This is a genomic window from Candidatus Pelagibacter communis, assembly GCF_001179965.1.
GTDB lineage: Bacteria > Pseudomonadota > Alphaproteobacteria > Pelagibacterales > Pelagibacteraceae > Pelagibacter.
On record NZ_CVSH01000052.1, the window covers coordinates 15,135 to 36,254 of the forward strand.

The window sequence follows — 21,120 nt, forward strand, 5'->3', positions numbered from 1 at the left end:
GAACTTATAATTATGAAACAGCTAAAATTTAGAAAAATTGATATAGACACGTATAAACCCGGAAAATCAAGGATTGGAAATATAAAAAATTTGATCAAACTTTCGGCGAATGAATCTGCGTTGGGTTTTAGTTCAAAAATTAAAAAAAACAGTTTCAATAACAAAAAAATAGATAAGTATCCAGATGGTAAATGTAAAATTTTAAGAAAACAAATTTCAAAGACATATAATTGCGACTTTAATAAAATTATTTGTGGATCTGGATCTGATGAAATAATTCAAATGCTTTGCCAATTATTTTTAAACAAAAATGATGAGGTAATAGTTCCAGAATTTAGCTTTTTAATGTACAGAATATATTCAAAAATAGTTGGAGCAAAAGTAGTATTTGCAAAAGAAGAAAATTTTAAAGTTTCAGTGAAAAATATTCTTTCCAAAACAACAAATAAAACTAAAATGGTTTTCATCGCAAACCCCAATAATCCAACTGGAACTTATATTACGATTAAAGAAATTAAATACTTAAGAAAAAAATTAAATAACAAAATCTTGTTGGTAATTGATGATGCTTATTTCGAATATATGAAAAATAAAGACTACCAAAATGGATTAAATTTATTCAAGAACAGTAAAAATGTTTTTATCTTAAGAACTTTTTCAAAAATATACGGCCTTGCTTCAATGAGGGTCGGCTGGGGTTATGGACCAAAAAATATAATTAATGAACTTTTCAAGATAAAGCCACCATTTAACGTTAATAAATTGGCACAACTTTATGCAACAGAAGCATTGAAAGATAAAAAATTTATAATTAAATCAATAAAACATAATTTATACTGGTCTAAAAAACTAAAAAAATTTTTTGAAAGTAAAAAAATCATTTCAAATTCACCTGGTCCAAATTTCTTCTTACTTAATTTTGATTTTTGTAAACTATCTGCTAATTATGTTTTAAAAAAATTAGAAAAAAAAGGTATTATTTTGAGAGATATGAAAATTTATAATATGAAAAATAAACTAAGAGTCAGCATAGGTTCAAGTAGAGAAAATGCACTTTTTATAAAAACTCTCAATCAAATAATATAATGATAAATAATCTTTTAATAATTGGTTGTGGGCTAATCGGGTCATCAATTCTCAGAGCATCATCAAAAAATAAGATAGCGAAAAATATTTTTGTCAAAGAAAAATCCATTGCTAATATAAAAAAATTAAAAAAGATAAAAAGTAAGTTTAAAATTGTCGAAAACTTTAAAAATATAATCTCTGATATGGATCTTATAATAATTGCAACCCACCTGTCAGAATATGAAAAAATTATTGGAAGTATTAATAAAAAATTAAGCCATAAAACAATTCTTACTGATGTTGGATCATCAAAAGAAAATAATTATAAAATTGCAAAAAAAAAATTAAAGAGAGGAATATCATGGATATCTAGTCATCCAATCTCTGGTTCAGAGGTAAGTGGTCCAGAACATGGTGATGCAAATTTATTTAATGATAGGTGGTGTATACTTATTAAAGAAAAAAAAACTGATAAAAATAAATTAAAAGTCTTATCTAAATTTTGGAAAAAGCTTGGTTCAAAAGTTGTTATTATGGATGCAAAAAAGCACGACATAATATTTTCACTAACAAGTCATCTACCCCATCTTATTGCTTATAATTTAATCCAGACCGCTACAGAATTTGAAAAAAGAAAGAGATACAATTTATTAAACTTTAGCGCTGGTGGACTTAGGGATTTCTCTAGAATAGCCGCATCTAACGAGATAATGTGGAGAGACATATTTTTTAGTAACAAAAAAAATATATCTCAAGTTATAGATTTATTTATAAAAAATTTAAAATCGTTCAAACGTAATATTCGGGCTAATAATAATAAAGTCATTATTAGAAAATTGAAAGACGCAAAAAAAGTTCGTCAAAAAATAATTAAATTAAAACAAGATATTAACAAACCAGATTTTGGAAGAAATTAGGTTTTAAGTAACTTTTCAAGTTGATTTAAATGTTTTTTAAACTTACTTGATCCCTTCAAAGAATCTTTGTAAATAGGTTTTCTAGCCTGCATAAAACTAACAGTTTTAATAGATTTTTTATTTTTATAAAATTCTAAACAATTATTTTGCCAATCCAGACCGCAGTAACTAATTATTTCTTTTATTTTATTTTCTGGATCATTAATTAAATCCTCGTAATTTAAGTCAAAAATATTGTCATCAAATTTTTTTTTCCAATAATCCATTAAATTTTTATATAAATTATAAAACTCTGCAATATCTTCGAATGTGTTTGAAAAAAACATACCTCTTTCAAATTCATTTTTAAAGATTGACCAACTACTCTCTAAGGGGTCTCGTTTACAGTGTATAATTTTACAATTCGGAAATAGATATTTTATTATTCCTATCCATCTGAAATTTAAAGGAGCTTTATCAGTTATGATTTTTGATTTTGTTATTTTATTTAAATAATTCAAATATTCTTTTTTAATTAAATTTAAATGTTCATTTATGTCCAGATTTTTATTTTTATTATTAAAAAATCTATCAAGGTAAAATGAGAGTAAACTGATTTCACCACCTCCTTCTACTTCGCTGTGATTTGATATAATTTGTTCAACCATTGATGTTCCTGTTCTTGGCATTCCAAGTATGAATATTACATTCTTCATATTTTCTTTTGAATTGTTATTTAGTTCATTTTTTTCTTGAAAGGAAATTATTTCCTCAAATAATTTTTTATCTTTTTCAATTTGATAATTCGTAATCTCTTTTTTAATGTCATTACCTTTTTTTATATACAAAAAGGATTTATCAAAATCGCCGATATCTTCATAAACTTTTCCTAATGCAAAATATAAATCCTTGTAGCTAGATTTATGTAATTCTTTATTTGTTTTACTTTCCATAATTTTAATATGGTTATTTGAAGAATCGTACTTTTCTAACATTGCTAAACCAAAATCAGCTCTGGTAAAGTTCTCGTTTATATCCAATGTTTTGTTATAAAAATGCTTAGCATCTTCAATTCTACCCACTGATTGTAAAAGTGTAGCTAGATTGTAGTTTGTTTCTATTATTTTATCATTGATTTCTAATGCCTTTTTAAAAAAAAGTTCTGCTTTATCAAAATTATTCAATTCAACATATAAATTTCCCAAATTATTTAAAGTATTTATAAATTTTGGATTCAATTTATTTGCTTCAATTAAACACTCCTCTGCCTTATTAAAATTTTTTATTTTAAGATAACCCAAACCCAAATTATTCCAAAAATTAAAGTTTTTTTTACCTTTTTTTAACGCTTCTTCTAAAATTAATATTGATTTATTGAATTCACCTTTTGCCTGGTAGGAAAGTGATAACAGATTTATAAATACCTCTTGAGCTGGATATTTTTTTGACATTAAAGTAGCCTCAAAAATAACTTCGTCAAACTTACCAAGATTAAATTTTGTTAATAGAATGTTGAATTTTTCTTGTAAATCCATTTAAATTTTCGTGATTTTTTTTACCTTAAGCTTTGCTGTTTTATATATTCTTTCTATTGTTTCATGTGTATTCATAATTATAACTTTTTTCATAGGCCCATAAGCATGTATTAATTTTTCTGAATTTATACATACTGCGACATGTCCTTTCCAATAAATAATATTACCTTTTTGAAATTTAGTTAGACTTTTTTTACCTTTTTTAGTTTTAATTTGATCTTTTGTATCCCTTGGAAAATATTCATTATTATATTGATAATATAGCTGAATTAAAGCAGAACAATCTATACCTTTGTAAGACTTTCCACCCCAAACATATTTAATATTATTAAATTTTTTTAAAATTTTGAAAAAATCTCTTTCTTTATGACCTATTTTTTTTAAATATTTCTTTTTGAGCCATCTGTTTTTTTGGAATTCTACAAATTTCTTTTTAACGCTAATTACTTTAATTCTACTATTAAATGGTAAAAAAAATTTCGTTTTGATAAAATTTTTTGATTTATTAATTTTATAAATCCTTGTTTTCAAATTAAAACATTTATGTGTGTTTTTTACTACTTTTATGTAATTATTATTTCTTATAAATCCTCTATAGTTATCAAAAGAGGAACTAATTTTGAGCCAATTTGCACTTTTTGATATAATTTTAAAATTTTCTCCATATAAAATTTGTGAGGTTATTTCCGATTTTTCAGAATTAGATTTATAAATATTTTTAGTTATTGCTTGAGAACAGTATTTAGTCATTTAAATTTATTTTATCTTTTATTTTGTAAAGTAAGAACAGTGATGGTATTACCATTAAAGCAGTTATAATAAAAAAAGTTCCCCAATCTCCATTCAACCAATCTACTAAAGCACCCGAGGAAGATGCAAGACTCGTCCTCCCAGCGGTACCAATAGATGCTAAAAGTGCATACTGGGTAGCTGTATAATTTCGATCAACTAGAAGAGATATGAAAGCAACAAAAGCAACAGTTGCAAATGCTGCTGCAACATCATCAAGAATTACGGCTAATGCAAATAGGAAATAAGATTTTTCACTCCAGGCAAGTATTGTAAAAAGAAGGTTTGTCGAAGCCATTAATATCCCAGCAAAAAACATTGACTTTATTACACCTGATCTTATTGCAAACAGGCCTCCTAATAATGTGAAAATGACAGTCGTAACCCATCCAAAAGTTTTTGAATACAATGCAATATCAGATTTAGAAAAACCTATTTCTTTATAAAAAATAACCGACATCCTTCCCAAAAATGCCTCACCTATCTTAAATAAAAAAATAAAACATAAAATACTAAGAGCTATTTTAAAACCATTTTTCTTAAAAAAATTGATTAGTGGTCCAGAAATTGTTGATGAAATCCAAGCTGTAATTCTTACAAGTATATTATTTACTTTTAAACTTTTTATTATCTTTTTATCTAACTGGTTTTGATTATTCTTTTTTGAATTAAAATCTTTTTCTTTTATAAAAAGAAGCCCGATATTAAATAATATCACTATTAAACCAAGACCAACAAAGGACATTTGCCAGTAGTTAATGATACCTAGATTTTCAAAATATTCTGCTAAATTTAAAGCTATCACACCTCCGAGTTTGTAACCTGTCCACCAACCCACTACCGCAACAGCAGCACCAGCTGCCATTAATTCTTTCTCATTTTTTGAAATTTGTTCAATTCTTAGAGCATCTACTGTTATATCTTGAGTTGAGGAGGCAATGGCAATTACTAAGCCAATTCCAATAACGAAGGTTAAGTTGTAAGTTGGATCTATTAAACTCCAGAGAAGTAAACAAATCAAAATCATTGTTTGCATCAAAAATATCCAAGATTTTCTATGTCCGATTTTTTTTGTTAAGAATGGAATATATATTCGATCAATTAAAGGAGCCCAGAGATAATTAAAAGCATAAACGGCAAAAATTAAGCCCGCCCATCCAATGGTTGTTCTTGATAGGCCATCTTCTTTTAACCATAAGCTCAAGCTACTTCCAATAATTACCCAAGGAAATCCACTTATCGCACCAAGAAGTAAAATTTTAATCATTCTCTTTTCAAAATAATAGTTAAAAAGATCTGAAAATTTTTTATGCTTTTTAAAAGTGATCATTTTTTCCAAAATGAAGGAAGAAATAGAATTAAAATCGCGAATAATTCCAATCTTCCTAATATCATTCCTATACTTAATACCCATTTAGATAAATCTGGTAAACTTGAAAAATTACCATTAGATCCTATTACAGAACCCAATCCTGGACCAACATTTGATATTGAAGTTGCTGCTCCAGAAATTGAGGTAATAAAATCAAGCCCAGTTAAAGATAATAATGCTGTTATTATAAAAAAAATTATAATGTACAAAAAAATAAAAGAAATTATTGATGCTAAAAACTTATCGTTAACAGTGCTATTTTCATATTTGATAACAAATATACCTCTTGGATAAATAAATTTTTTCAATTGATTAACAACAAATTTATAAAGTATTTGAACTCTGAAAATTTTTATACCACACGTAGTTGATCCAGCGCACCCACCAATAAACATTAAAATTAAAAAATATAGAAGTGGGAAATTTCCCCATTTATCATAATTTCCAGATACATAACCTGTTCCTGTTAATATAGATACAATATTAAAAATAATTGATCGAAAGTCTAAGAATACTACTTTCCCATTTTTTAAAAATAAATAAAGAAATAAGATTAAAATAGATATTAAAATTAATTTTAAAAAAGTCTGAATTTGGGTGTCATTGACAAATATTTTTCGATTTCCATTAATAAATTTCACGTAAGCAATAAATGGAATACTACCCATTAAAATAAAAATAATAGAAGTAAATTCAATTTTAGCACTATTAAAATGACCAATAGATTGGTTGTAATTTGAAAAACCACCAGTCGCTATGGTTGTCATCGAGTGAGTAATACTGTCAAAAATATTCATTCCAAATATCTTATAAGAAAAGCTACAAGCAAATGTTAAACCTAAATAAATCAGAATAAGTTTTATCGATATTTCTTTAGATGATGGCAAAATTTCATTTGAGGAGTCTGTATTAAGAACTTTAAATAATAGCATTCCACCAACGTTCATTATTGGCATAAGAGTTATTGCCATAACGATTATACCAATCCCTCCTAACCACTGAAGTATAGCTCTCCAAAGCAATATACTTTTTGGTGCACTTTCAAGATTTGCAATTATAGTTGAACCTGTCGTAGTTATACCTGACATACTCTCAAAAAATGAGTCTGTAAAAGATAAGTCTAAACTTGAAAAAAAAATTGGAAGTGATCCAAAAATTGCAACTGTAATCCAAGATAAAGAGGTAAGTAAAAAAGCTTGTTGCAGGTCCAGTTTTTTATCGTAATCTAAATTTGTAATAATAAAAAGTGTCCCAAATATAATGGTGATAATTAAGGCTAGGATAAATGATGAGTCAAATTCACCAAATATAAATTGTACAGTTATTGGAATAATCATAAAAATTCCAAGTATTATCTGTAAAATACCTAGTGTAAAAAAAACTGTTTTATAATTGGACATTTTGTTTGAACATTATTTTATGGTAAATAAATTTCAACATTATAAGAATTAATAAAAGTACTAAATATACGAATTTTTAAGATTGTTTGTGATAGATAAAGAAAATTTAGAAAAAACTGCAGCATGGCCTTTTATTGAGGCTAAAAAAATCCTTAGAGAAAGAAAAGCATATATAGAGAAAAAAGGGAAAATTATTTTACAAACTGGGTATGGCCCAAGCGGCTTACCACATATTGGAACTTTTGGGGAAGTTGCCAGAACCTCTATGGTGGTAAATGCCCTTGATAAAATTACCGAAATACCAAAAGAAATAATTACATTTTCTGATGATATGGATGGATTAAGAAAAGTACCAGACAATATACCTAATATAAAAATTTTAGAAGATAATTTGCATAAACCATTAACTAGTGTTCCCGATCCTTTTCAAAAATATAAAAGTTTTGGGGAACATAACAATGAATTACTAAAAAAATTTTTAAACGAATTTAATTTTAAGTATACATTTAAAAGTTCAACTGAACTTTATAGAAATGGAATTTTTAACGAAACTTTAAAATTAATTTTAAAAAATTATGATGGCATCATGTCAATTATTTTACCAACATTAGGAAAGGAGAGACAAAAAACCTATTCCCCATTTTTACCGATTTGTCCGGAAACAAACAAAGTATTAGAAATACCCGTTCTAGAAATTGATGAAAAAAAATCAAAAATCATTTTTAACAATAATGGAAAAAAATTAGAAAAAAGTATTTTAGATGGAAATTGTAAACTTCAATGGAAAGTCGATTGGGCAATGAGGTGGTATGCTCTTGATGTTGATTTTGAAATGTACGGTAAGGATTTAATTGAAAGTGCAATCTTATCTTCTAAAATAATTAAGCTAATTGGAAAAAAAAATCCCAGTGGTTTCGCTTATGAGCTTTTTTTAGACGAAAAGGGTGAAAAAATATCTAAATCAAAAGGAAATGGAATTACAATAGATGAATGGTTAAACTATGCCTCACCTGAAAGTTTATCATTATTTATGTATCAAAACCCAAAAAGGGCTAAAAAACTTTACAAAGAAATAGTTCCAAAAGCAGTAGATGAATACCTCGAGTTTATTGAAAAAGGAAAAAAACAAAACGATCTTCAAAAATTAATGAACCCAGTTTGGCATGTGCATAATGGAAATATCCCAAAAGAAAATAACATAATGAGTTTCTCAATGCTTTTAAATCTTGTTGAAACAAGTAACGCTGACTCAAAAGATTTACTATGGAAATTTGTTAAAAAATATAAAACAAATCTCAACGAAAAAGAGTTCCCAATATTTGATAAACTAGTAGATTATGCAATAAAGTATTATAAAGATGTTATTTCACCTAATAAAAAATATAAAACTCCAAATAGCGATGAAAAAAAAGTATTAATGTCATTAGTTAAAGCATTAGATGAATGTAATGATAAAATGACTCCAGAGGATATACAGACAAAAATTTTTTCTGTTGGTAAAGAAAATGGCTATAAAGATAATTTAAGAGATTGGTTCAAATTAATTTACGAAGTTGTTTTTGGTGATGAAAATGGGCCAAGGATTGGGTTCTTTATAAGTTTTTTTGGCGTGAAAGAGACTCAAAATTTAATTAAAGAAAAGATAATGTGATGTTTGGAAAAATAAGACCATTTATATTTAAGTTTGATCCAGAGACTGCTCATAATTTAGCAATACAAGCCTTAAAATTTAATTTAATGCCAAGAAATCAAAAGCAAAATTTTAAACATATAGAGACTGAAATATTCAATAAAAAAATACCAAATCCAATTGGTCTTGCAGCAGGTTTTGACAAAGATGCAGAAGTTTATAATTCAATTTTTAGATTAGGATTTGGTTTTGTTGAGGTAGGGACGATCACTCCTTTAAAGCAGTCTGGAAATCCAAAACCTAGAGTTTTTCGGCTTGAAGAAGATGAAGCTTTAATAAATAGATTAGGATTTAATAATTCAGGTGCAGATCTAATTCAGTCCAGAATCAGATTAAATCCTCCAAAAGGTTTATTTGGAATAAATATAGGTCCAAACAAAGACACAAAAGATAGAATTAATGATTATCTAATTGGTTTACGAAAATTTTATGAATTGGCTGATTATCTAACTATAAATATTTCCTCACCTAATACAGAAAATTTAAGAAGTTTTCATAATGAGAGTGAATTAAATGACTTGCTTCAAGCAATTGAACAAGAAAAAGCGTCATTAAAAACCTCGATTCCTACAGTCTTAAAAATTTCACCTGATATAAACGATCAAGAAATAGAAAAAATTTCTAAATTAATTTTAAAATATAATATACCCGCAATAATAGTATCTAACACAAGTGACAGAACAAGAGATGTTTTAAAAAATATAAATAAATTAGAAAAAGGTGGTTTATCTGGTAAGCCAATTGCAAAAAAATCAAATTTAATAATTAATAAGTTTTTTAAAAATTTGGAAAAAAAAGTCAAAATAATTGGTGTAGGTGGAGTGGACTCGGCAGATAGTGCGTATGATAAAATAATAAACGGCGCATCATTAATTCAATTATATACCGGAATGGTTTATAGAGGACCAGGTATAGCAAAAAAAATCAGCGAAGACTTAAATAATATATTTAAAAAACAAGGTGTAACAAATATATCTGAGATAGTAGGAAGTAAAAAATAATCTTGACTGGTAACTTAGTTAAGCCTATACAATCATATTTTTATGTCTAAAAAATGTGAATTAACTGGAAAAATACCTCTCAAGGGTCACAAAGTAAGCCACGCTAATAATAAAACAAAAAGAAGATTCCTTCCAAATTTAAAAAAAGTAAGATTTAAAAGTGATATTTTAAAAAAAAATATAAGACTAACAGTTTCAAATGCTGGAGTTAGATCAGTAGATAAAAAAGGTAGTTTCGATCAGTTTGTAAAATCAGCTAAATTAAGAGATTTATCTCCAAGATTAAAAAAAATAAAAAAAAGTCTATTAAGCAAATCTGCATAAGACATGAGTCGAGTATTTATAGCCTTATCTTTTTTAATGGGGTTAGTAGTTTTATCTTCTAATTACCTAGTCCAATTTCCAGTAAAATATTATGGTTTGCAAGACATTCTTACCTACGGGGCCTTTACTTATCCAATAGCCTTTTTAATTACAGATTTAGCAAATAGATCATACGGAAAACAAATAGCTAGAAAAATTGTTTACTTTGGTTTTGTGGTTGGAATATCTTTTACTCTTTTCTTTTCAACAAATTTTTCTGATCTTATTTCAGTAAGGATTGCAATAGGTTCTGGAACAGCTTTTATTGTAGCTCAACTTTTAGATGTACAAATATTTGATAAACTAAGAGAAAAAAGTTGGTATGTAGCACCATTAAGTTCCTCTGTAATAGGATCTACAGTTGATACTTTTTTGTTCTTCTCAATATCATTTTATGCAACTGGTGTGCCATGGTTTACTCTATCATTAGGAGATTTAGCAATTAAACTATTTGTAACTTTAGTCATGTTAATACCTTTCAGATTACTTTTAGGGACTTTTAAACCAGTCTAATTTAATAACTATAACAAAAATTTATATGAAAGAATTTTATAGGCTAATTTAGCCACAAGAAAGTTGTATGAATTAAAACCTTTAATTGGAGATAGTTCATTTATGTCTCCACCAACTATATTAGAATTTCTTGCTGCTATTTTTAAAATATTGAGTGTTTCATCCCAAAACAATCCCCCAGGCTCAGGCGTCCCAGTGGCTGGCATAATACTAGAATCAAATCCATCAACATCAAAGGTCAAATAAACATTTTTATTTTTAATATGTTTTTTAAAATTTTGTAAGTTCCACTTACTTTTATCTTTAGCCCAAAATATTTTTATTCTACTTTTATTTTTATTTAAATATTTAACTTCAGACTCAGATATATTTCTAATTCCAAAAGATATAATAGAAACATTTTTGTAATCTAGACACCTTCTAATAGCAGATGCATGAGAAAATTTTTCACCATTGTAGCTTTGTCTTAAATCCGCATGAGCATCAAAATGTAAAATACATAGTTTTTTAAAATTTTTAGTAAAAGGCTCTATACAACCAGGTGTAATAGAGTGTTCACCTCCTAAAGTTAAAGGAAAAAGTTTTTTTTTTAAAAGTTGGGAATTAATATTAGAAATTTTTCTTAAGGCTGCCCGAATATTTTTATCTATTTTGAAGGGTTTAAGAGTTTTTATGCCAATTTTTTTGTATGGTTCACAATTAAGTTCCTCGTCGTAAAGCTCAACTTGATGAGATGCTTTAATAATTTCTCGAGGTCCATTTTTTGTTCCTCCTCCATAACTGACTGTCTTTTCTAAACCAAATGGAACAACAACAACTTTTGGTGAAAAGTTGAATTTATTATCAACACCGAGGAACCCATTTTTATTTGATAGATAATCCAATTTTTTATCCAAATATTTTTGCAAAATTTCTTCTGTCTCTATTTTTCCAATTTCCTTTATGGTAAGCATTGCTTGCAATCAGAGGAAGAACAGATGTTGCTTCAGCGAAAACCATTTGTTCTTTAGTAATATCTACTTTTCCCCAAGAACTTGCTTCTTTCAAGGTTGAGCTACTGCATGCACCATCACGTGAGTCAGCAACGGTAATTTGAACAGCATATTTATGCATATCAACTTCTTTACCTAAAAGTTCAGCACAAATTACAGTATCTTGAATAAAATTTTTTGGTACTCCACCACCAATCATAAATAATCCTGAGCCTTTTGACCTTATTTTAATTTCTGTAAGTTCCCTAAATTCCCTAACAGAGTCTATAGTTAAATGTTTGTTAGGATTTTTTTCCTGATGCATAACCAGACCAAATCCAGCACTTGAGTCAGTAAAAGCTGGGCAAAAAATTGGAACATTATAGTCGTATGCTGTTTCAATAAGAGATTCTTTTTTTTTTGAGTTTTTTTTCAAATATTTACCCATTTCATGAATGAATTCTCGAGAGGTATAGCTTTTAGGTTCTAAATTATCTGCAATTTCACATATTTTTTTATCGCATATTTGCAACTCATCTTCATCAATATAAGTGTCATAAATCCTATCTATATAATTTTTTCTTAACTCAGTATCATCTTGAAATTGTGATCCTTGATAATGCTTAAATCCTAAAGCTTCAAAAAAATCCATATCAATTATAGATGCTCCTGTCGCCACTATTGCATCTACCATATTAAATTTTACCAAATCTTTATAAATGTTCATACATCCTGCGGCAGATGTTGATCCAGCAAGAGTTAAAAAAATTGTGCAGTTTTTGTCATTGATCATATCATTAAATATTTTCGCTGCATTTGCAGTTTCTCTAGATACAAAAGACATTTTTTCCATTGATTGGATAATTTTTGTTGAGTCAAAAGACGTTATGTCAATATGTTCTACTGGTTTTTTTAGAAAGTCTTTTTTGCTGTTATGACCTAAGTTTTTTTTGCTAGACATTTAGGCAACTAAAAACTCACTCTTAGAGCCGCCTTCATACATTGACATAATTGGTTTGTCTTCTAATTCGTAAATTTCGTCAGAATAAAAACCATTGAATTGTGTTCTGAAAGTTAATCCATATCCACCTAATTGACCAAGTTCAATATAATCACCCTCTTTAATATTGTTCGGTAAAACAAAAGGACCCTTCATATAATCCATGCTATCACAAGTAGGGCCATAAAAATCAAAAGCTGTTAGCTTTTTTGAAATTTGTCTTCCATTTGAAATCATTCTAGATGGAAAAACTAAGTTTGGAACTCCGCCGTCAAAAAGAGATCCATAGGTACCATCATTAATATAAAGTTTATTTTTTTTTCTAAGAACTACCTTAACGATTGTTGATCCACTCTCAGCAACTAGTGCTCTACCAGGTTCACAAATAACTTCAGGTTTTTTTCGTAATTGAAGTTTTGAAAGACTTTTCTCTATTTCATCAAAATATTTTTTAAGTGGTTGAGGTATAAGATCAGGGTAGATAGATGGGAAGCCGCCACCAACGTTTATATAATCAGGTTCGATTTTAGTCTTTTTTATAATATTATTAATTTCATCAATTCCTTTAACGTATGAAATTGGATGCATACATTGAGAGCCGACATGAAAACTTAAGCCTATTTTTTTTGAATGTTGTTTTGCAAGTCTTAATAACCCAATTGCTTCAGAATTAACAGCTCCAAATTTTTTTGATAAATCTATCTCTGCATGCTCATTTGAAACAGATATTCTTACAAACAACTCCAAATCTTTTGCTTTATTTGTTGAGTCTAAAATTTTAATTAGTTCATCTTTTGTATCTAAAGAAAATGACCTAATACCATAATTAAAATAAGCTTCTTTTATACTTTCTCTACTTTTTACAGTATTCATGTAATGGCACTTAGCTTCAGGAGCTATTTCCTTTATTGTTTTAATTTCTTTAATTGAGGCAATGTCAAAATTTATAATCCCAGACTCATAAAGCGTTTTGAGAACAAATTTATTTGGATTTGTTTTTACAGCATAAAGAATTTTGCCTTTAAAGTTTTTTTGGAAATATTTTGAAGCTTTTTTTAGTGTTTCACCTCTAATGCAGTAAACTGGATTAGATGGTTTAAGTTGACTTACAAGCTTATCAACATTTTTAAATTTTTCCATTTCATAGCCCCTCAAAAAAAATTTAACAAAAAAAATTTGCATATCTAATATGCAAATTTGTAATTTAAGAGTCTGATTATGAGATTAGTTGAGTAATGTAAAGCAATTATTTCATATATTTATCCACTACTTTGAACCATTGAAATAATTGATTGAAGCACTATATATTTGCCATATGAGTACAATGCAAAAAATAACTGATTTTAAAGACAATTCGTTGCTAATAGTGGACGATGACAATCCATTCAGAGAGAGATTGGCTAGAGCAATGGAAAAAAAGGGTTTCGCGGTTTCACAAGCTCAAGGTGTAAAAGCAGGTATCGAGAGTGTAAAATCAAAAAAACCAGCATTCGCTGTGGTAGATTTAAGGCTGGGAGATGGAAATGGATTAGAGGTTGTAAAAGAAATTCAAACATCAAATCCTGAAAGTAGGATTATTATGTTAACTGGGTACGGAAACATCCCCACAGCAGTTGCAGCAATTAAAGAGGGAGCAATAGATTATCTAGCAAAACCTGCAGATGCAGAGGATGTTGAAAAGGCACTATTAGCGGATCCTAAAACTAAAGCTCAGCCTCCCGAAAATCCTATGTCAGCTGACAGAGTTAAATGGGAGCACATTCACAGAGTGTTTGAACTTTGTAACAGAAATGTATCTGAAACCGCTAGAAGGTTAAAGATGCATAGAAGGACTTTACAAAGGATATTATCTAAAAGATCTCCTAAATAAAGTTTTTTAGATTTATAATTTTTTTAGCAACCAGAGTTAAAATTAGTATTTTGAATAACTCAGCATATAAAAATGGATATGCACCTAATTGCAAAATCGGTTTATCCCATCCAATTAAAATTCCAAGCCAAATTAACCCAAATATATATATAAACGAAACTACAAAAACTAACTTTGAAAAAATAATTAAAAAATTAGTTTTAAAATTTAGATATCCAGCAAAATAAGCAGTAAATAAAAAACCAATTAAATATCCCATTGTAGGGCCAGTAAAATAAACAAGTCCAACACCTTTTTCGGGAGAATTAGAAAATACTGGTAATCCAATTAAACCTTCAATTAAATATAGTCCTACAGTTGCAGTAGCTAACTTTGAACCAAAGGCAAGACCTAAAAATATTACTACAAAAGTTTGCATTGTCATTGGAACTGGATAAAAAGGTATCTTAATTTTTGCTGAAATAGTTAAAAGTAATGATCCCAAAATTAGTATAGAGACTATTTTTAAGACTTTATTATTATTTAAAATTTTAACCCTATCCATAATTTATATTACTATTTTATAATAAATAATCTAGTTTTTTGTTAGACCTAAATAAACATCTTCAATATCTGCATCGTCAGTTGTGATATCTAATATTTTAATATTTTGATTCGAAAAATATATAAAAATATCCTCAATCTTCATAAGGCTTTTATCGTAGGACACAGTAATTTTATTATTATTATTAGATATAATTTTTAATTTATTTAGATCAATCTTATTTACATCAAGTTTTTTGTCTGTAGTGAAAGTAACTATTTTTGTCTTAATTTTATCAATTAAATTTTTTGTACCATCTAAAGCTACCAAATTTCCTTTACTCAAAATTCCAATTCTATCACACATTTCCTCAGCTTCTGCTAAGTAGTGTGTCGTCAGTATTATTGTTACTCCCTGTTCATTTAAAAGTTTGACATTTTCCCACAGATTTTGTCTTAGCTCTAAGTCAACTCCTGCAGTTGGTTCATCTAAAAATAATATTGGTGGCTGATGAACTAATGCTTTTGCAATTAACAATCTTCTTTTCATTCCACCAGAAAGACTTCTTGCATAGCTATCTGACTGTTTGTCCAATGCTACCAACTTCAGAATATCATCAGTAATACGATCTTTTTTTTTGATTCCATACATACCCGCGAGTAATTCAAGAAGTTTTCTTGGGCTAAAAAAAGGATCTAAGTTAACCTCTTGTGGCACAATTCCAATTGACGCTCTAACTTGCCGTGGATTTTTATCTAAATCAAAACCCCAAACATTTACTGTTCCTGAAGTTTTGATTACGGTTCCTGCAAGAATATTTATAAAAGTTGATTTACCTGCACCGTTTGGACCCAAAAGACCAAAAATTTCTCCCTCTTTCACCTCTAAGTTTAAATTATTTAATGCGTTAATTGTTGTAGAGCCGTTTTTTGAATATATTTTGCTTAAATTTTTTACTGATAAAACGTTTTTTTTTTCCATATTAAATTATAAATTTATAACATAGATATAAACGAAGCTAAACTTTAATGACCAAAATTAAAAAAACTGATCATTTTTATTTAATTGATGGATCTGGATATATATTCAGAGCTTATTATGCACTTCCTCCATTAACAAGAAAAAGTGATGGAATGCCAACAGGCGCAGTAAGTGGATTTTGCAACATGTTATTTAAATTATTAGAGGATTCAAAGTCGAAAGAAAATTTAGACAGACCATCACATTTTGCAGTTATATTTGATTCAGCTAGAAAAAATTTTAGAAATGAGATTTATAAAGATTATAAAGCAAATAGGTCAGATGCGCCTGATGATTTAATACCTCAATTTGATTTTATAAGGAAATCAGTTTTAGCATTTAATTTACCATCTATAGAAATGCTTAACTATGAGGCTGATGATTTAATAGCAACATATGTTGATCAAATTTTAAAAATTGGAGCGAAAGTAACAATTGTTTCATCTGATAAAGACTTGATGCAACTTTATAAAAAGGGTGTTCGAATTTATGACCCAATGAAGAATAAATTTATAAAAGAGGAAGATGTGCAAGATAAATTCGGTGTAACTTCTGATAAAGTAATTGATGTTCAATCATTAGCTGGGGACAGTAGCGATAATGTACCTGGTGTGCCCGGTATAGGAGTTAAAACTGCTGCTGAACTAATTAACAAATATGGAAACTTAGAAAATCTTTTACAAAAAGCAACTGAGATTAAACAAAATAAAAGAAGGGAAACAATTATAGAAAATAAAGAAAAAGCACTTATAAGTAAAAAGTTAGTTACTCTTAAAAAAGATGTACCGGTAAAAGAAAGATTAGAAAATTTCATTTTAAAAGAAGTGGATAAAGATAAGCTTTTTAATTTTTTAAGGGAAATGGAATTTAACAGGTTATTAAGCAGCGCAATTTCAACATATGGAGAACCAAAATTTAAAAAAGATGAAACTACATCTTCGTTTGAAAAAAGTGTTAAAATTAATACAAAAAACTATAAACTTATCGACCAAATTGATGAATTAGATGAATGGATTCATGAAGCGGAGGAAAATGGTGAGTTTGCAATTGATACAGAGACTACATCATTAGACCCCCACCAAGCTGAATTAGTGGGAATTTCAATATCAACAAAAATTGGCAAAGCGTGCTATATTCCTATTTCTCATACATCTGGGAAATGTATTGATAAGAAAAAAGTCATAAATAAATTAAGACCGATCTTAGAAGATCAATCAATAAAAAAAATCGGACAAAATATTAAATTTGATTACATTATTTTTTACCACAATGGTGTAAATCTAAACTCACTAGAGGATACGATGTTAATTTCTTATGTTTTAGACGCAGGAAAAAATCGTCATAACATGGATACATTATCTGAAATTCATTTAGGTCATAAACCAATTTCTTATAAAGATCTTGTTGGAACTGGTAAAAAACAAATTAATTTTAAAGACGTAGATATAAAAAAAGCTTTAGAATATGCCGCAGAAGATGCAGATATTACTTTCAGATTATATAAAATTCTTAAAACAAATCTTAACAAAGAGAAATTATTAAATATTTATGAAATTTTTGAAAAACCTATGATTAAAATTTTAGCAAGTATGGAAATAGCAGGAATTAAAGTCGATGATAAATTTCTTAAAATTTTATCCAAAAGATTTGAAAAAAAAATTAAGGATTTAGAACAAAAAATTTTCAAAATATCTAAAAAAGAATTTAATATTGCCTCCACAAAACAATTAGGAGAAATATTATATAATGAATTAAAAATTTCTACATTAAAGAAAACAAAAAAAGGTAGTTTTGCAACTAGTGCTTCTGTTCTTGAGGATCTAGCTTTCAAAGGAAATGAGTTACCAAAACTTGTCTTAGATTGGAGACAAATATCAAAATTAAAAAATACTTATTCAGACTCACTTCAAGAACATATAAATCCAAAAACAAAAAGAGTTCATACATCCTTTCTTCTTGCAGCGACAACAACAGGCAGATTAGCATCAAGTGATCCCAATTTACAAAATATACCAATAAAAACAGAGGATGGAAAAGAGATAAGAAAATCGTTTATTGCGGAAAAAGGAAAAAAACTAATATCAGCTGACTATAACCAAATAGAAATGAGAATATTAGCAGATTTAGCTGATGTAAAAGAATTGAAAAAAGCTTTTAAAAATAATCAAGATATCCATTCACTAACAGCTAGTCAAATTTTCAATTGTGATATCAAAAAAGTAAATGCTGATATGAGAAGAAAAGCAAAAGCAATTAATTTTGGAATTATTTATGGTATATCCCAATATGGTTTAGCAAAACAAATAATGGTATCAAACCAAGAAGCACAGGAATTTTTAAATTCTTATTTTTTAAGATTTCCAGAGATAAAAGATTATATGAGTAAAACAATAAAATTTTGTAGAAAAAGTGGGTATGTTAATAATATCTTTGGAAGAAGAAGTCACATATCAGGTATAAATGACAAAAATTTCAATGTCAGAAATTTTCAAGAGAGGGCTGCAATTAATGCCCCTATACAAGGATCTGCATCAGAAATAATGAGATTGGCAATGATAAGGCTTAACAAAAAATTTGAGCAAACAAAAAATAATCAATGCAAAATGTTACTACAAATTCATGATGAATTAATTTTTGAAATACCGATAAATGAAGAGAAGAATTTAGTAAAATTGATTATTAATGAAATGGCAAGTGTCAAAGATAGCGATTTACACACATTTTCAACTCCTTTAACAGTAGATGTAAATACTGGTGAAAATTGGGGTATACTTCATTGATTAGATTTCTTGCCCAAATTAGAACAATTTAGTATTTTTAATAGTATTAATGACACAAACAATAGCATTAATAGATGATGATAGGAACATACTTACCAGTATAAGTATAGCTCTAGAAAAAGAAGGATTTAAAGTACAAACATACCTAGATGGAGAGAGTGCCTTAATTGGACTAACGAGGCAACCACCAGATTTAGCAATAATTGATATTAAAATGCCAAAAATGGACGGTGAGGAACTATTAAAAAAATTGAGAAAAAAAACATCTATGCCAGTGATATTTTTGACATCTAAAGATGATGAGATAGATGAATTGTTAGGACTTAAGTTAGGCGCAGATGATTTTGTTAAAAAATCAGGTGGATTTTCAATTAAAGTTCTAATTGAGAGAATAAGAGTTCAACTACGAAAAAAAACTCAAACTAATATTGAGGAAAATAAAAATATTATATCACATGGAAAGCTTAAACTTGACCCATCACAACTTGAGTGTGAGTGGGGTGGGAAACAGTTGCCTGACAAACTTACAACAACAGAATTTTTAATCGTGCAAGAACTTGCAAAAAGACCTGGAATTATTAAAGAGAGATCACAGTTAATGGATATTGCATATAGAGAGGATACAGATATTGAAGATAGAACAATAGATAGTCATGTCAAAAGGATAAGAAAGAAATTTAAAAAGGTTGATACAAGTTTTTCCGCAATAGAAACTCGCTATGGAAGTGGCTACAGGTGGAATGTTAGTTAAATATGGTATCTTTAATAAAGGACCTTTCTATACTAAGAAAATTTCTTTTCATTAATCTAATTGTTTTTATTATTATCGGGATTTTAACTTTGGTTTATTTAAAGAGCATACAACCAGGATTAATAAAGAAAAAAACTTCAAATCATATTAGAGTTATTGACAATACAATTGATCATTTACAAAGACTAAGTATTGAATTTAATGAAAAAGATATTAAAAAATTTCTGCTATCAACACGTTTTCTATTTCAAAATCTTGATAGAGTAATATTTATTGATGTTAAGAATAATCTAATTGCTGATACAGATACATTAGATTTGGACCCACGTTCCTTCTCCCAAAGATTAGATGTTGTAGAATTTGAAGACCTTACAAATAAGAAAAAAGTCGAAATTGAGGTTAAAAAAGATAGTGGTGGTAAAAAAATATTAACAATTAAAGAAATTGTAGATAATTATGCAGCTTCTAGAGATTATGGAAGACCTTATACGTTGACCCAGGAATTTTACGATAGATATGTTCTAACAACTATTAAAAACGTTTCGTTAAATAATGAGAACGTTGGATACATATTAATATCGGAAAACTCAAATGAAATTAAATCAGCAATAGATGAGAGAAAAATTTTCATAATAAGAACTGCAATTTTAGTTGCGATCGTAATTCTTGTATTTTCCATTGTTCTGAATAGATTTTTTCTTAAACCAATAGGAAACTTAGTTGATTATACTAAAATAATAAAAAGTAAGAGTGATAAAAAAACAAAGATTGAAAATCTTAAAAAAAGAAAAGATGAACTTGGAATATTAACAAACTCACTTGAAGATATGACCCAAGAACTTCAAAATAGAGTCAATACTGCAGAAAATTTTTCAACAGACTTAGTGCATGAAATAAGAAATCCTTTAGCGTCTCTTAAAAGTGCATCTGAAATTATATCCGAGACTGAAGATAAAAACCAAAGAGATAAATTAGTGAATATTTTGAGTCATGATGTTGAAAGAATAGAAAGATTAATCACAGATTATTCTCAAATGTTAAAAGATGAGGTAGCAATCACAAAAGAGCAAATGAATAAAATTGATCTTAAAGAAATAGTGAACTCAGTTGTTGATGATTTTAACAGTATTTATCTACCCAAACGGGGAATTAAAATATCATTAGAGATAAACAATCAATATAAAAAATTTGAGATATACGGTATTGAAAATAGAATTGAACAAATTTTAGCCAATCTTTTAGAAAATTCGATTTCTTTTAGCGAGGATAACAAGGAGATAATTGTAAAATTGAGCAAAGATAAAAATAAAAAAATTACACTTGATGTTATCGATGAGGGAATTGGATTTAAGGAAAAAGATACAAGTAAAATATTTAAAAGATTTTATAGTAACAGACCTGAAAAATTTGGTGAACATTCTGGTTTGGGTTTAAATATTGTAAAAAATTTAATAGATTTGCATGGAGGGAAAATCATCGCAGGGAATAATTTGAACAAAAAAGGTGCTAAAATTGAGATTATTTTCCCAAATGCTTAAAGTAAAGTTGATTAATCAATAATATGTTGTTAAACATTCC

Annotated in this window: 19 protein-coding genes; 10 read left to right on the forward strand and 9 right to left on the reverse strand. The window is 27.8% G+C overall.

Features of this window, described 5'->3' with window-relative positions; translation table 11 throughout:
- The first annotated feature begins 12 nt into the window (after positions 1-12).
- Together hisC and AMN73_RS02425 are read left to right on the forward strand one after the other, a co-directional pair.
- Positions 13-1,086, forward strand: coding sequence for a histidinol-phosphate transaminase (hisC, locus tag AMN73_RS02420; protein WP_075534695.1), 1,074 nt, complete (start codon positions 13-15; stop codon positions 1,084-1,086).
- Positions 1,086-1,985 carry a prephenate dehydrogenase gene (locus tag AMN73_RS02425; RefSeq protein ID WP_075534696.1) on the forward strand — a complete coding sequence of 300 codons (900 nt, stop codon included), beginning with the start codon at positions 1,086-1,088 and terminating at the stop codon, positions 1,983-1,985. The genes hisC and AMN73_RS02425 overlap by 1 nt, the downstream gene beginning before the upstream one ends.
- Here the strand turns inward: AMN73_RS02425 and AMN73_RS02430 are convergent.
- From AMN73_RS02430 to AMN73_RS02445, 4 genes are read right to left on the reverse strand one after another with little or no spacing between them, the layout of a single operon-like run.
- Positions 1,982-3,499: a tetratricopeptide repeat-containing sulfotransferase family protein gene (locus tag AMN73_RS02430; RefSeq protein ID WP_075534697.1), complete on the reverse strand. Its 1,518-nt coding sequence runs from the start codon at positions 3,497-3,499 to the stop codon at positions 1,982-1,984. The two genes, AMN73_RS02425 and AMN73_RS02430, sit on opposite strands and share 4 nt — an antisense overlap.
- A complete protein-coding gene (locus AMN73_RS02435; protein WP_075534698.1) occupies positions 3,500-4,249 on the reverse strand; it encodes a C40 family peptidase in 750 nt (249 codons plus the stop codon).
- On the reverse strand, positions 4,242-5,618 hold the full coding sequence (locus tag AMN73_RS02440; protein ID WP_075534699.1) for an AmpG family muropeptide MFS transporter: 1,377 nt from the start codon (positions 5,616-5,618) through the stop codon (positions 4,242-4,244). Before AMN73_RS02440 ends, AMN73_RS02435 begins: the two co-directional genes overlap by 8 nt.
- The gene (locus AMN73_RS02445) at positions 5,615-7,060 is read right to left on the reverse strand and encodes a TrkH family potassium uptake protein (RefSeq protein WP_075534700.1); all 1,446 of its coding nucleotides are present in this window, start codon (positions 7,058-7,060) and stop codon (positions 5,615-5,617) included. Before AMN73_RS02445 ends, AMN73_RS02440 begins: the two co-directional genes overlap by 4 nt.
- A gap of 88 nt (positions 7,061-7,148) precedes the next feature.
- Here AMN73_RS02445 and AMN73_RS02450 point away from each other — a divergent pair, with 88 nt between their 5' ends.
- From AMN73_RS02450 to AMN73_RS02465, 4 genes are read left to right on the forward strand one after another with little or no spacing between them, the layout of a single operon-like run.
- A complete protein-coding gene (locus AMN73_RS02450; RefSeq protein ID WP_075534701.1) occupies positions 7,149-8,711 on the forward strand; it encodes a lysine--tRNA ligase in 1,563 nt (520 codons plus the stop codon).
- Entirely contained in the window at positions 8,711-9,751 is a 1,041-nt protein-coding gene (locus AMN73_RS02455) for a quinone-dependent dihydroorotate dehydrogenase (RefSeq protein ID WP_075534702.1), read from the forward strand. Before AMN73_RS02450 ends, AMN73_RS02455 begins: the two co-directional genes overlap by 1 nt.
- 42 nt (positions 9,752-9,793) lie before the next feature.
- Positions 9,794-10,075, forward strand: a complete 282-nt coding sequence (gene rpmB / locus AMN73_RS02460; protein ID WP_075534703.1) for a 50S ribosomal protein L28 — start codon at positions 9,794-9,796, stop codon at positions 10,073-10,075.
- 3 nt (positions 10,076-10,078) lie between these two features.
- Positions 10,079-10,627 carry a queuosine precursor transporter gene (locus AMN73_RS02465; RefSeq protein ID WP_075534704.1) on the forward strand — a complete coding sequence of 183 codons (549 nt, stop codon included), beginning with the start codon at positions 10,079-10,081 and terminating at the stop codon, positions 10,625-10,627.
- 8 nt (positions 10,628-10,635) lie between these two features.
- Here AMN73_RS02465 and speB read toward each other — a convergent pair whose 3' ends face one another.
- Genes speB through AMN73_RS02480 form a run of 3 tightly spaced genes read right to left on the reverse strand, consistent with a single transcriptional unit; the run spans position 10,636 to position 13,738 of the window.
- Positions 10,636-11,511, reverse strand: a complete 876-nt coding sequence (gene speB, locus AMN73_RS02470; protein ID WP_075534870.1) for an agmatinase — start codon at positions 11,509-11,511, stop codon at positions 10,636-10,638.
- A 4-nt stretch (positions 11,512-11,515) separates the two neighbouring features.
- On the reverse strand, positions 11,516-12,559 hold the full coding sequence (locus AMN73_RS02475; protein ID WP_075534705.1) for a 1,9-bis(guanidino)-5-aza-nonane synthase: 1,044 nt from the start codon (positions 12,557-12,559) through the stop codon (positions 11,516-11,518).
- The gene (locus AMN73_RS02480) at positions 12,560-13,738 is read right to left on the reverse strand and encodes a type III PLP-dependent enzyme (protein WP_075534871.1); all 1,179 of its coding nucleotides are present in this window, start codon (positions 13,736-13,738) and stop codon (positions 12,560-12,562) included.
- A gap of 175 nt (positions 13,739-13,913) precedes the next feature.
- On the opposite strand from AMN73_RS02480, the gene AMN73_RS02485 reads away from it, so the two are divergent.
- Positions 13,914-14,468, forward strand: a complete 555-nt coding sequence (locus tag AMN73_RS02485; protein ID WP_075534872.1) for an ActR/PrrA/RegA family redox response regulator transcription factor — start codon at positions 13,914-13,916, stop codon at positions 14,466-14,468.
- Here the strand turns inward: AMN73_RS02485 and AMN73_RS02490 are convergent.
- Positions 14,461-15,012, reverse strand: coding sequence for a biotin transporter BioY (locus tag AMN73_RS02490; RefSeq protein ID WP_075534706.1), 552 nt, complete (start codon positions 15,010-15,012; stop codon positions 14,461-14,463). The genes AMN73_RS02485 and AMN73_RS02490 overlap by 8 nt on opposite strands.
- Positions 15,013-15,042: 30 nt before the next feature.
- Positions 15,043-15,972 carry an ABC transporter ATP-binding protein gene (locus AMN73_RS02495; protein WP_075534707.1) on the reverse strand — a complete coding sequence of 310 codons (930 nt, stop codon included), beginning with the start codon at positions 15,970-15,972 and terminating at the stop codon, positions 15,043-15,045.
- Between the two features lie 47 nt (positions 15,973-16,019).
- Here AMN73_RS02495 and polA point away from each other — a divergent pair, with 47 nt between their 5' ends.
- The 3 genes from polA to AMN73_RS02510 are packed head-to-tail and all read left to right on the forward strand — an operon-like array spanning position 16,020 to position 21,080.
- Positions 16,020-18,791 carry a DNA polymerase I gene (gene polA / locus AMN73_RS02500; protein WP_075534708.1) on the forward strand — a complete coding sequence of 924 codons (2,772 nt, stop codon included), beginning with the start codon at positions 16,020-16,022 and terminating at the stop codon, positions 18,789-18,791.
- Positions 18,792-18,840: 49 nt separating this feature from the next.
- Entirely contained in the window at positions 18,841-19,542 is a 702-nt protein-coding gene (locus tag AMN73_RS02505; protein ID WP_075534709.1) for a response regulator transcription factor, read from the forward strand.
- Between the two features lie 2 nt (positions 19,543-19,544).
- Positions 19,545-21,080 carry a sensor histidine kinase gene (locus AMN73_RS02510; RefSeq protein WP_075534710.1) on the forward strand — a complete coding sequence of 512 codons (1,536 nt, stop codon included), beginning with the start codon at positions 19,545-19,547 and terminating at the stop codon, positions 21,078-21,080.
- The last annotated feature ends 40 nt before the right edge of the window (positions 21,081-21,120 follow it).

What these genes read in the sequence shown, in the direction of transcription:
- hisC (WP_075534695.1), top strand. Translation starts at nt 13, where the DNA reads ATGAAACAGCTAAAATTTAGAAAAATTGATATAGACACGTATAAACCC.
- AMN73_RS02425 (WP_075534696.1), top strand. Translation starts at nt 1,086, where the DNA reads ATGATAAATAATCTTTTAATAATTGGTTGTGGGCTAATCGGGTCATCA.
- AMN73_RS02430 (WP_075534697.1), bottom strand. Translation starts at nt 3,499, where the DNA reads ATGGATTTACAAGAAAAATTCAACATTCTATTAACAAAATTTAATCTT.
- AMN73_RS02435 (WP_075534698.1), bottom strand. Translation starts at nt 4,249, where the DNA reads ATGACTAAATACTGTTCTCAAGCAATAACTAAAAATATTTATAAATCT.
- AMN73_RS02440 (WP_075534699.1), bottom strand. Translation starts at nt 5,618, where the DNA reads ATGATCACTTTTAAAAAGCATAAAAAATTTTCAGATCTTTTTAACTAT.
- AMN73_RS02445 (WP_075534700.1), bottom strand. Translation starts at nt 7,060, where the DNA reads ATGTCCAATTATAAAACAGTTTTTTTTACACTAGGTATTTTACAGATA.
- AMN73_RS02455 (WP_075534702.1), top strand. Translation starts at nt 8,711, where the DNA reads ATGTTTGGAAAAATAAGACCATTTATATTTAAGTTTGATCCAGAGACT.
- rpmB (WP_075534703.1), top strand. Translation starts at nt 9,794, where the DNA reads ATGTCTAAAAAATGTGAATTAACTGGAAAAATACCTCTCAAGGGTCAC.
- AMN73_RS02465 (WP_075534704.1), top strand. Translation starts at nt 10,079, where the DNA reads ATGAGTCGAGTATTTATAGCCTTATCTTTTTTAATGGGGTTAGTAGTT.
- AMN73_RS02475 (WP_075534705.1), bottom strand. Translation starts at nt 12,559, where the DNA reads ATGTCTAGCAAAAAAAACTTAGGTCATAACAGCAAAAAAGACTTTCTA.
- AMN73_RS02480 (WP_075534871.1), bottom strand. Translation starts at nt 13,738, where the DNA reads ATGGAAAAATTTAAAAATGTTGATAAGCTTGTAAGTCAACTTAAACCA.
- AMN73_RS02485 (WP_075534872.1), top strand. Translation starts at nt 13,914, where the DNA reads ATGAGTACAATGCAAAAAATAACTGATTTTAAAGACAATTCGTTGCTA.
- AMN73_RS02490 (WP_075534706.1), bottom strand. Translation starts at nt 15,012, where the DNA reads ATGGATAGGGTTAAAATTTTAAATAATAATAAAGTCTTAAAAATAGTC.
- AMN73_RS02495 (WP_075534707.1), bottom strand. Translation starts at nt 15,972, where the DNA reads ATGGAAAAAAAAAACGTTTTATCAGTAAAAAATTTAAGCAAAATATAT.
- polA (WP_075534708.1), top strand. Translation starts at nt 16,020, where the DNA reads ATGACCAAAATTAAAAAAACTGATCATTTTTATTTAATTGATGGATCT.
- AMN73_RS02505 (WP_075534709.1), top strand. Translation starts at nt 18,841, where the DNA reads ATGACACAAACAATAGCATTAATAGATGATGATAGGAACATACTTACC.
- AMN73_RS02510 (WP_075534710.1), top strand. Translation starts at nt 19,545, where the DNA reads ATGGTATCTTTAATAAAGGACCTTTCTATACTAAGAAAATTTCTTTTC.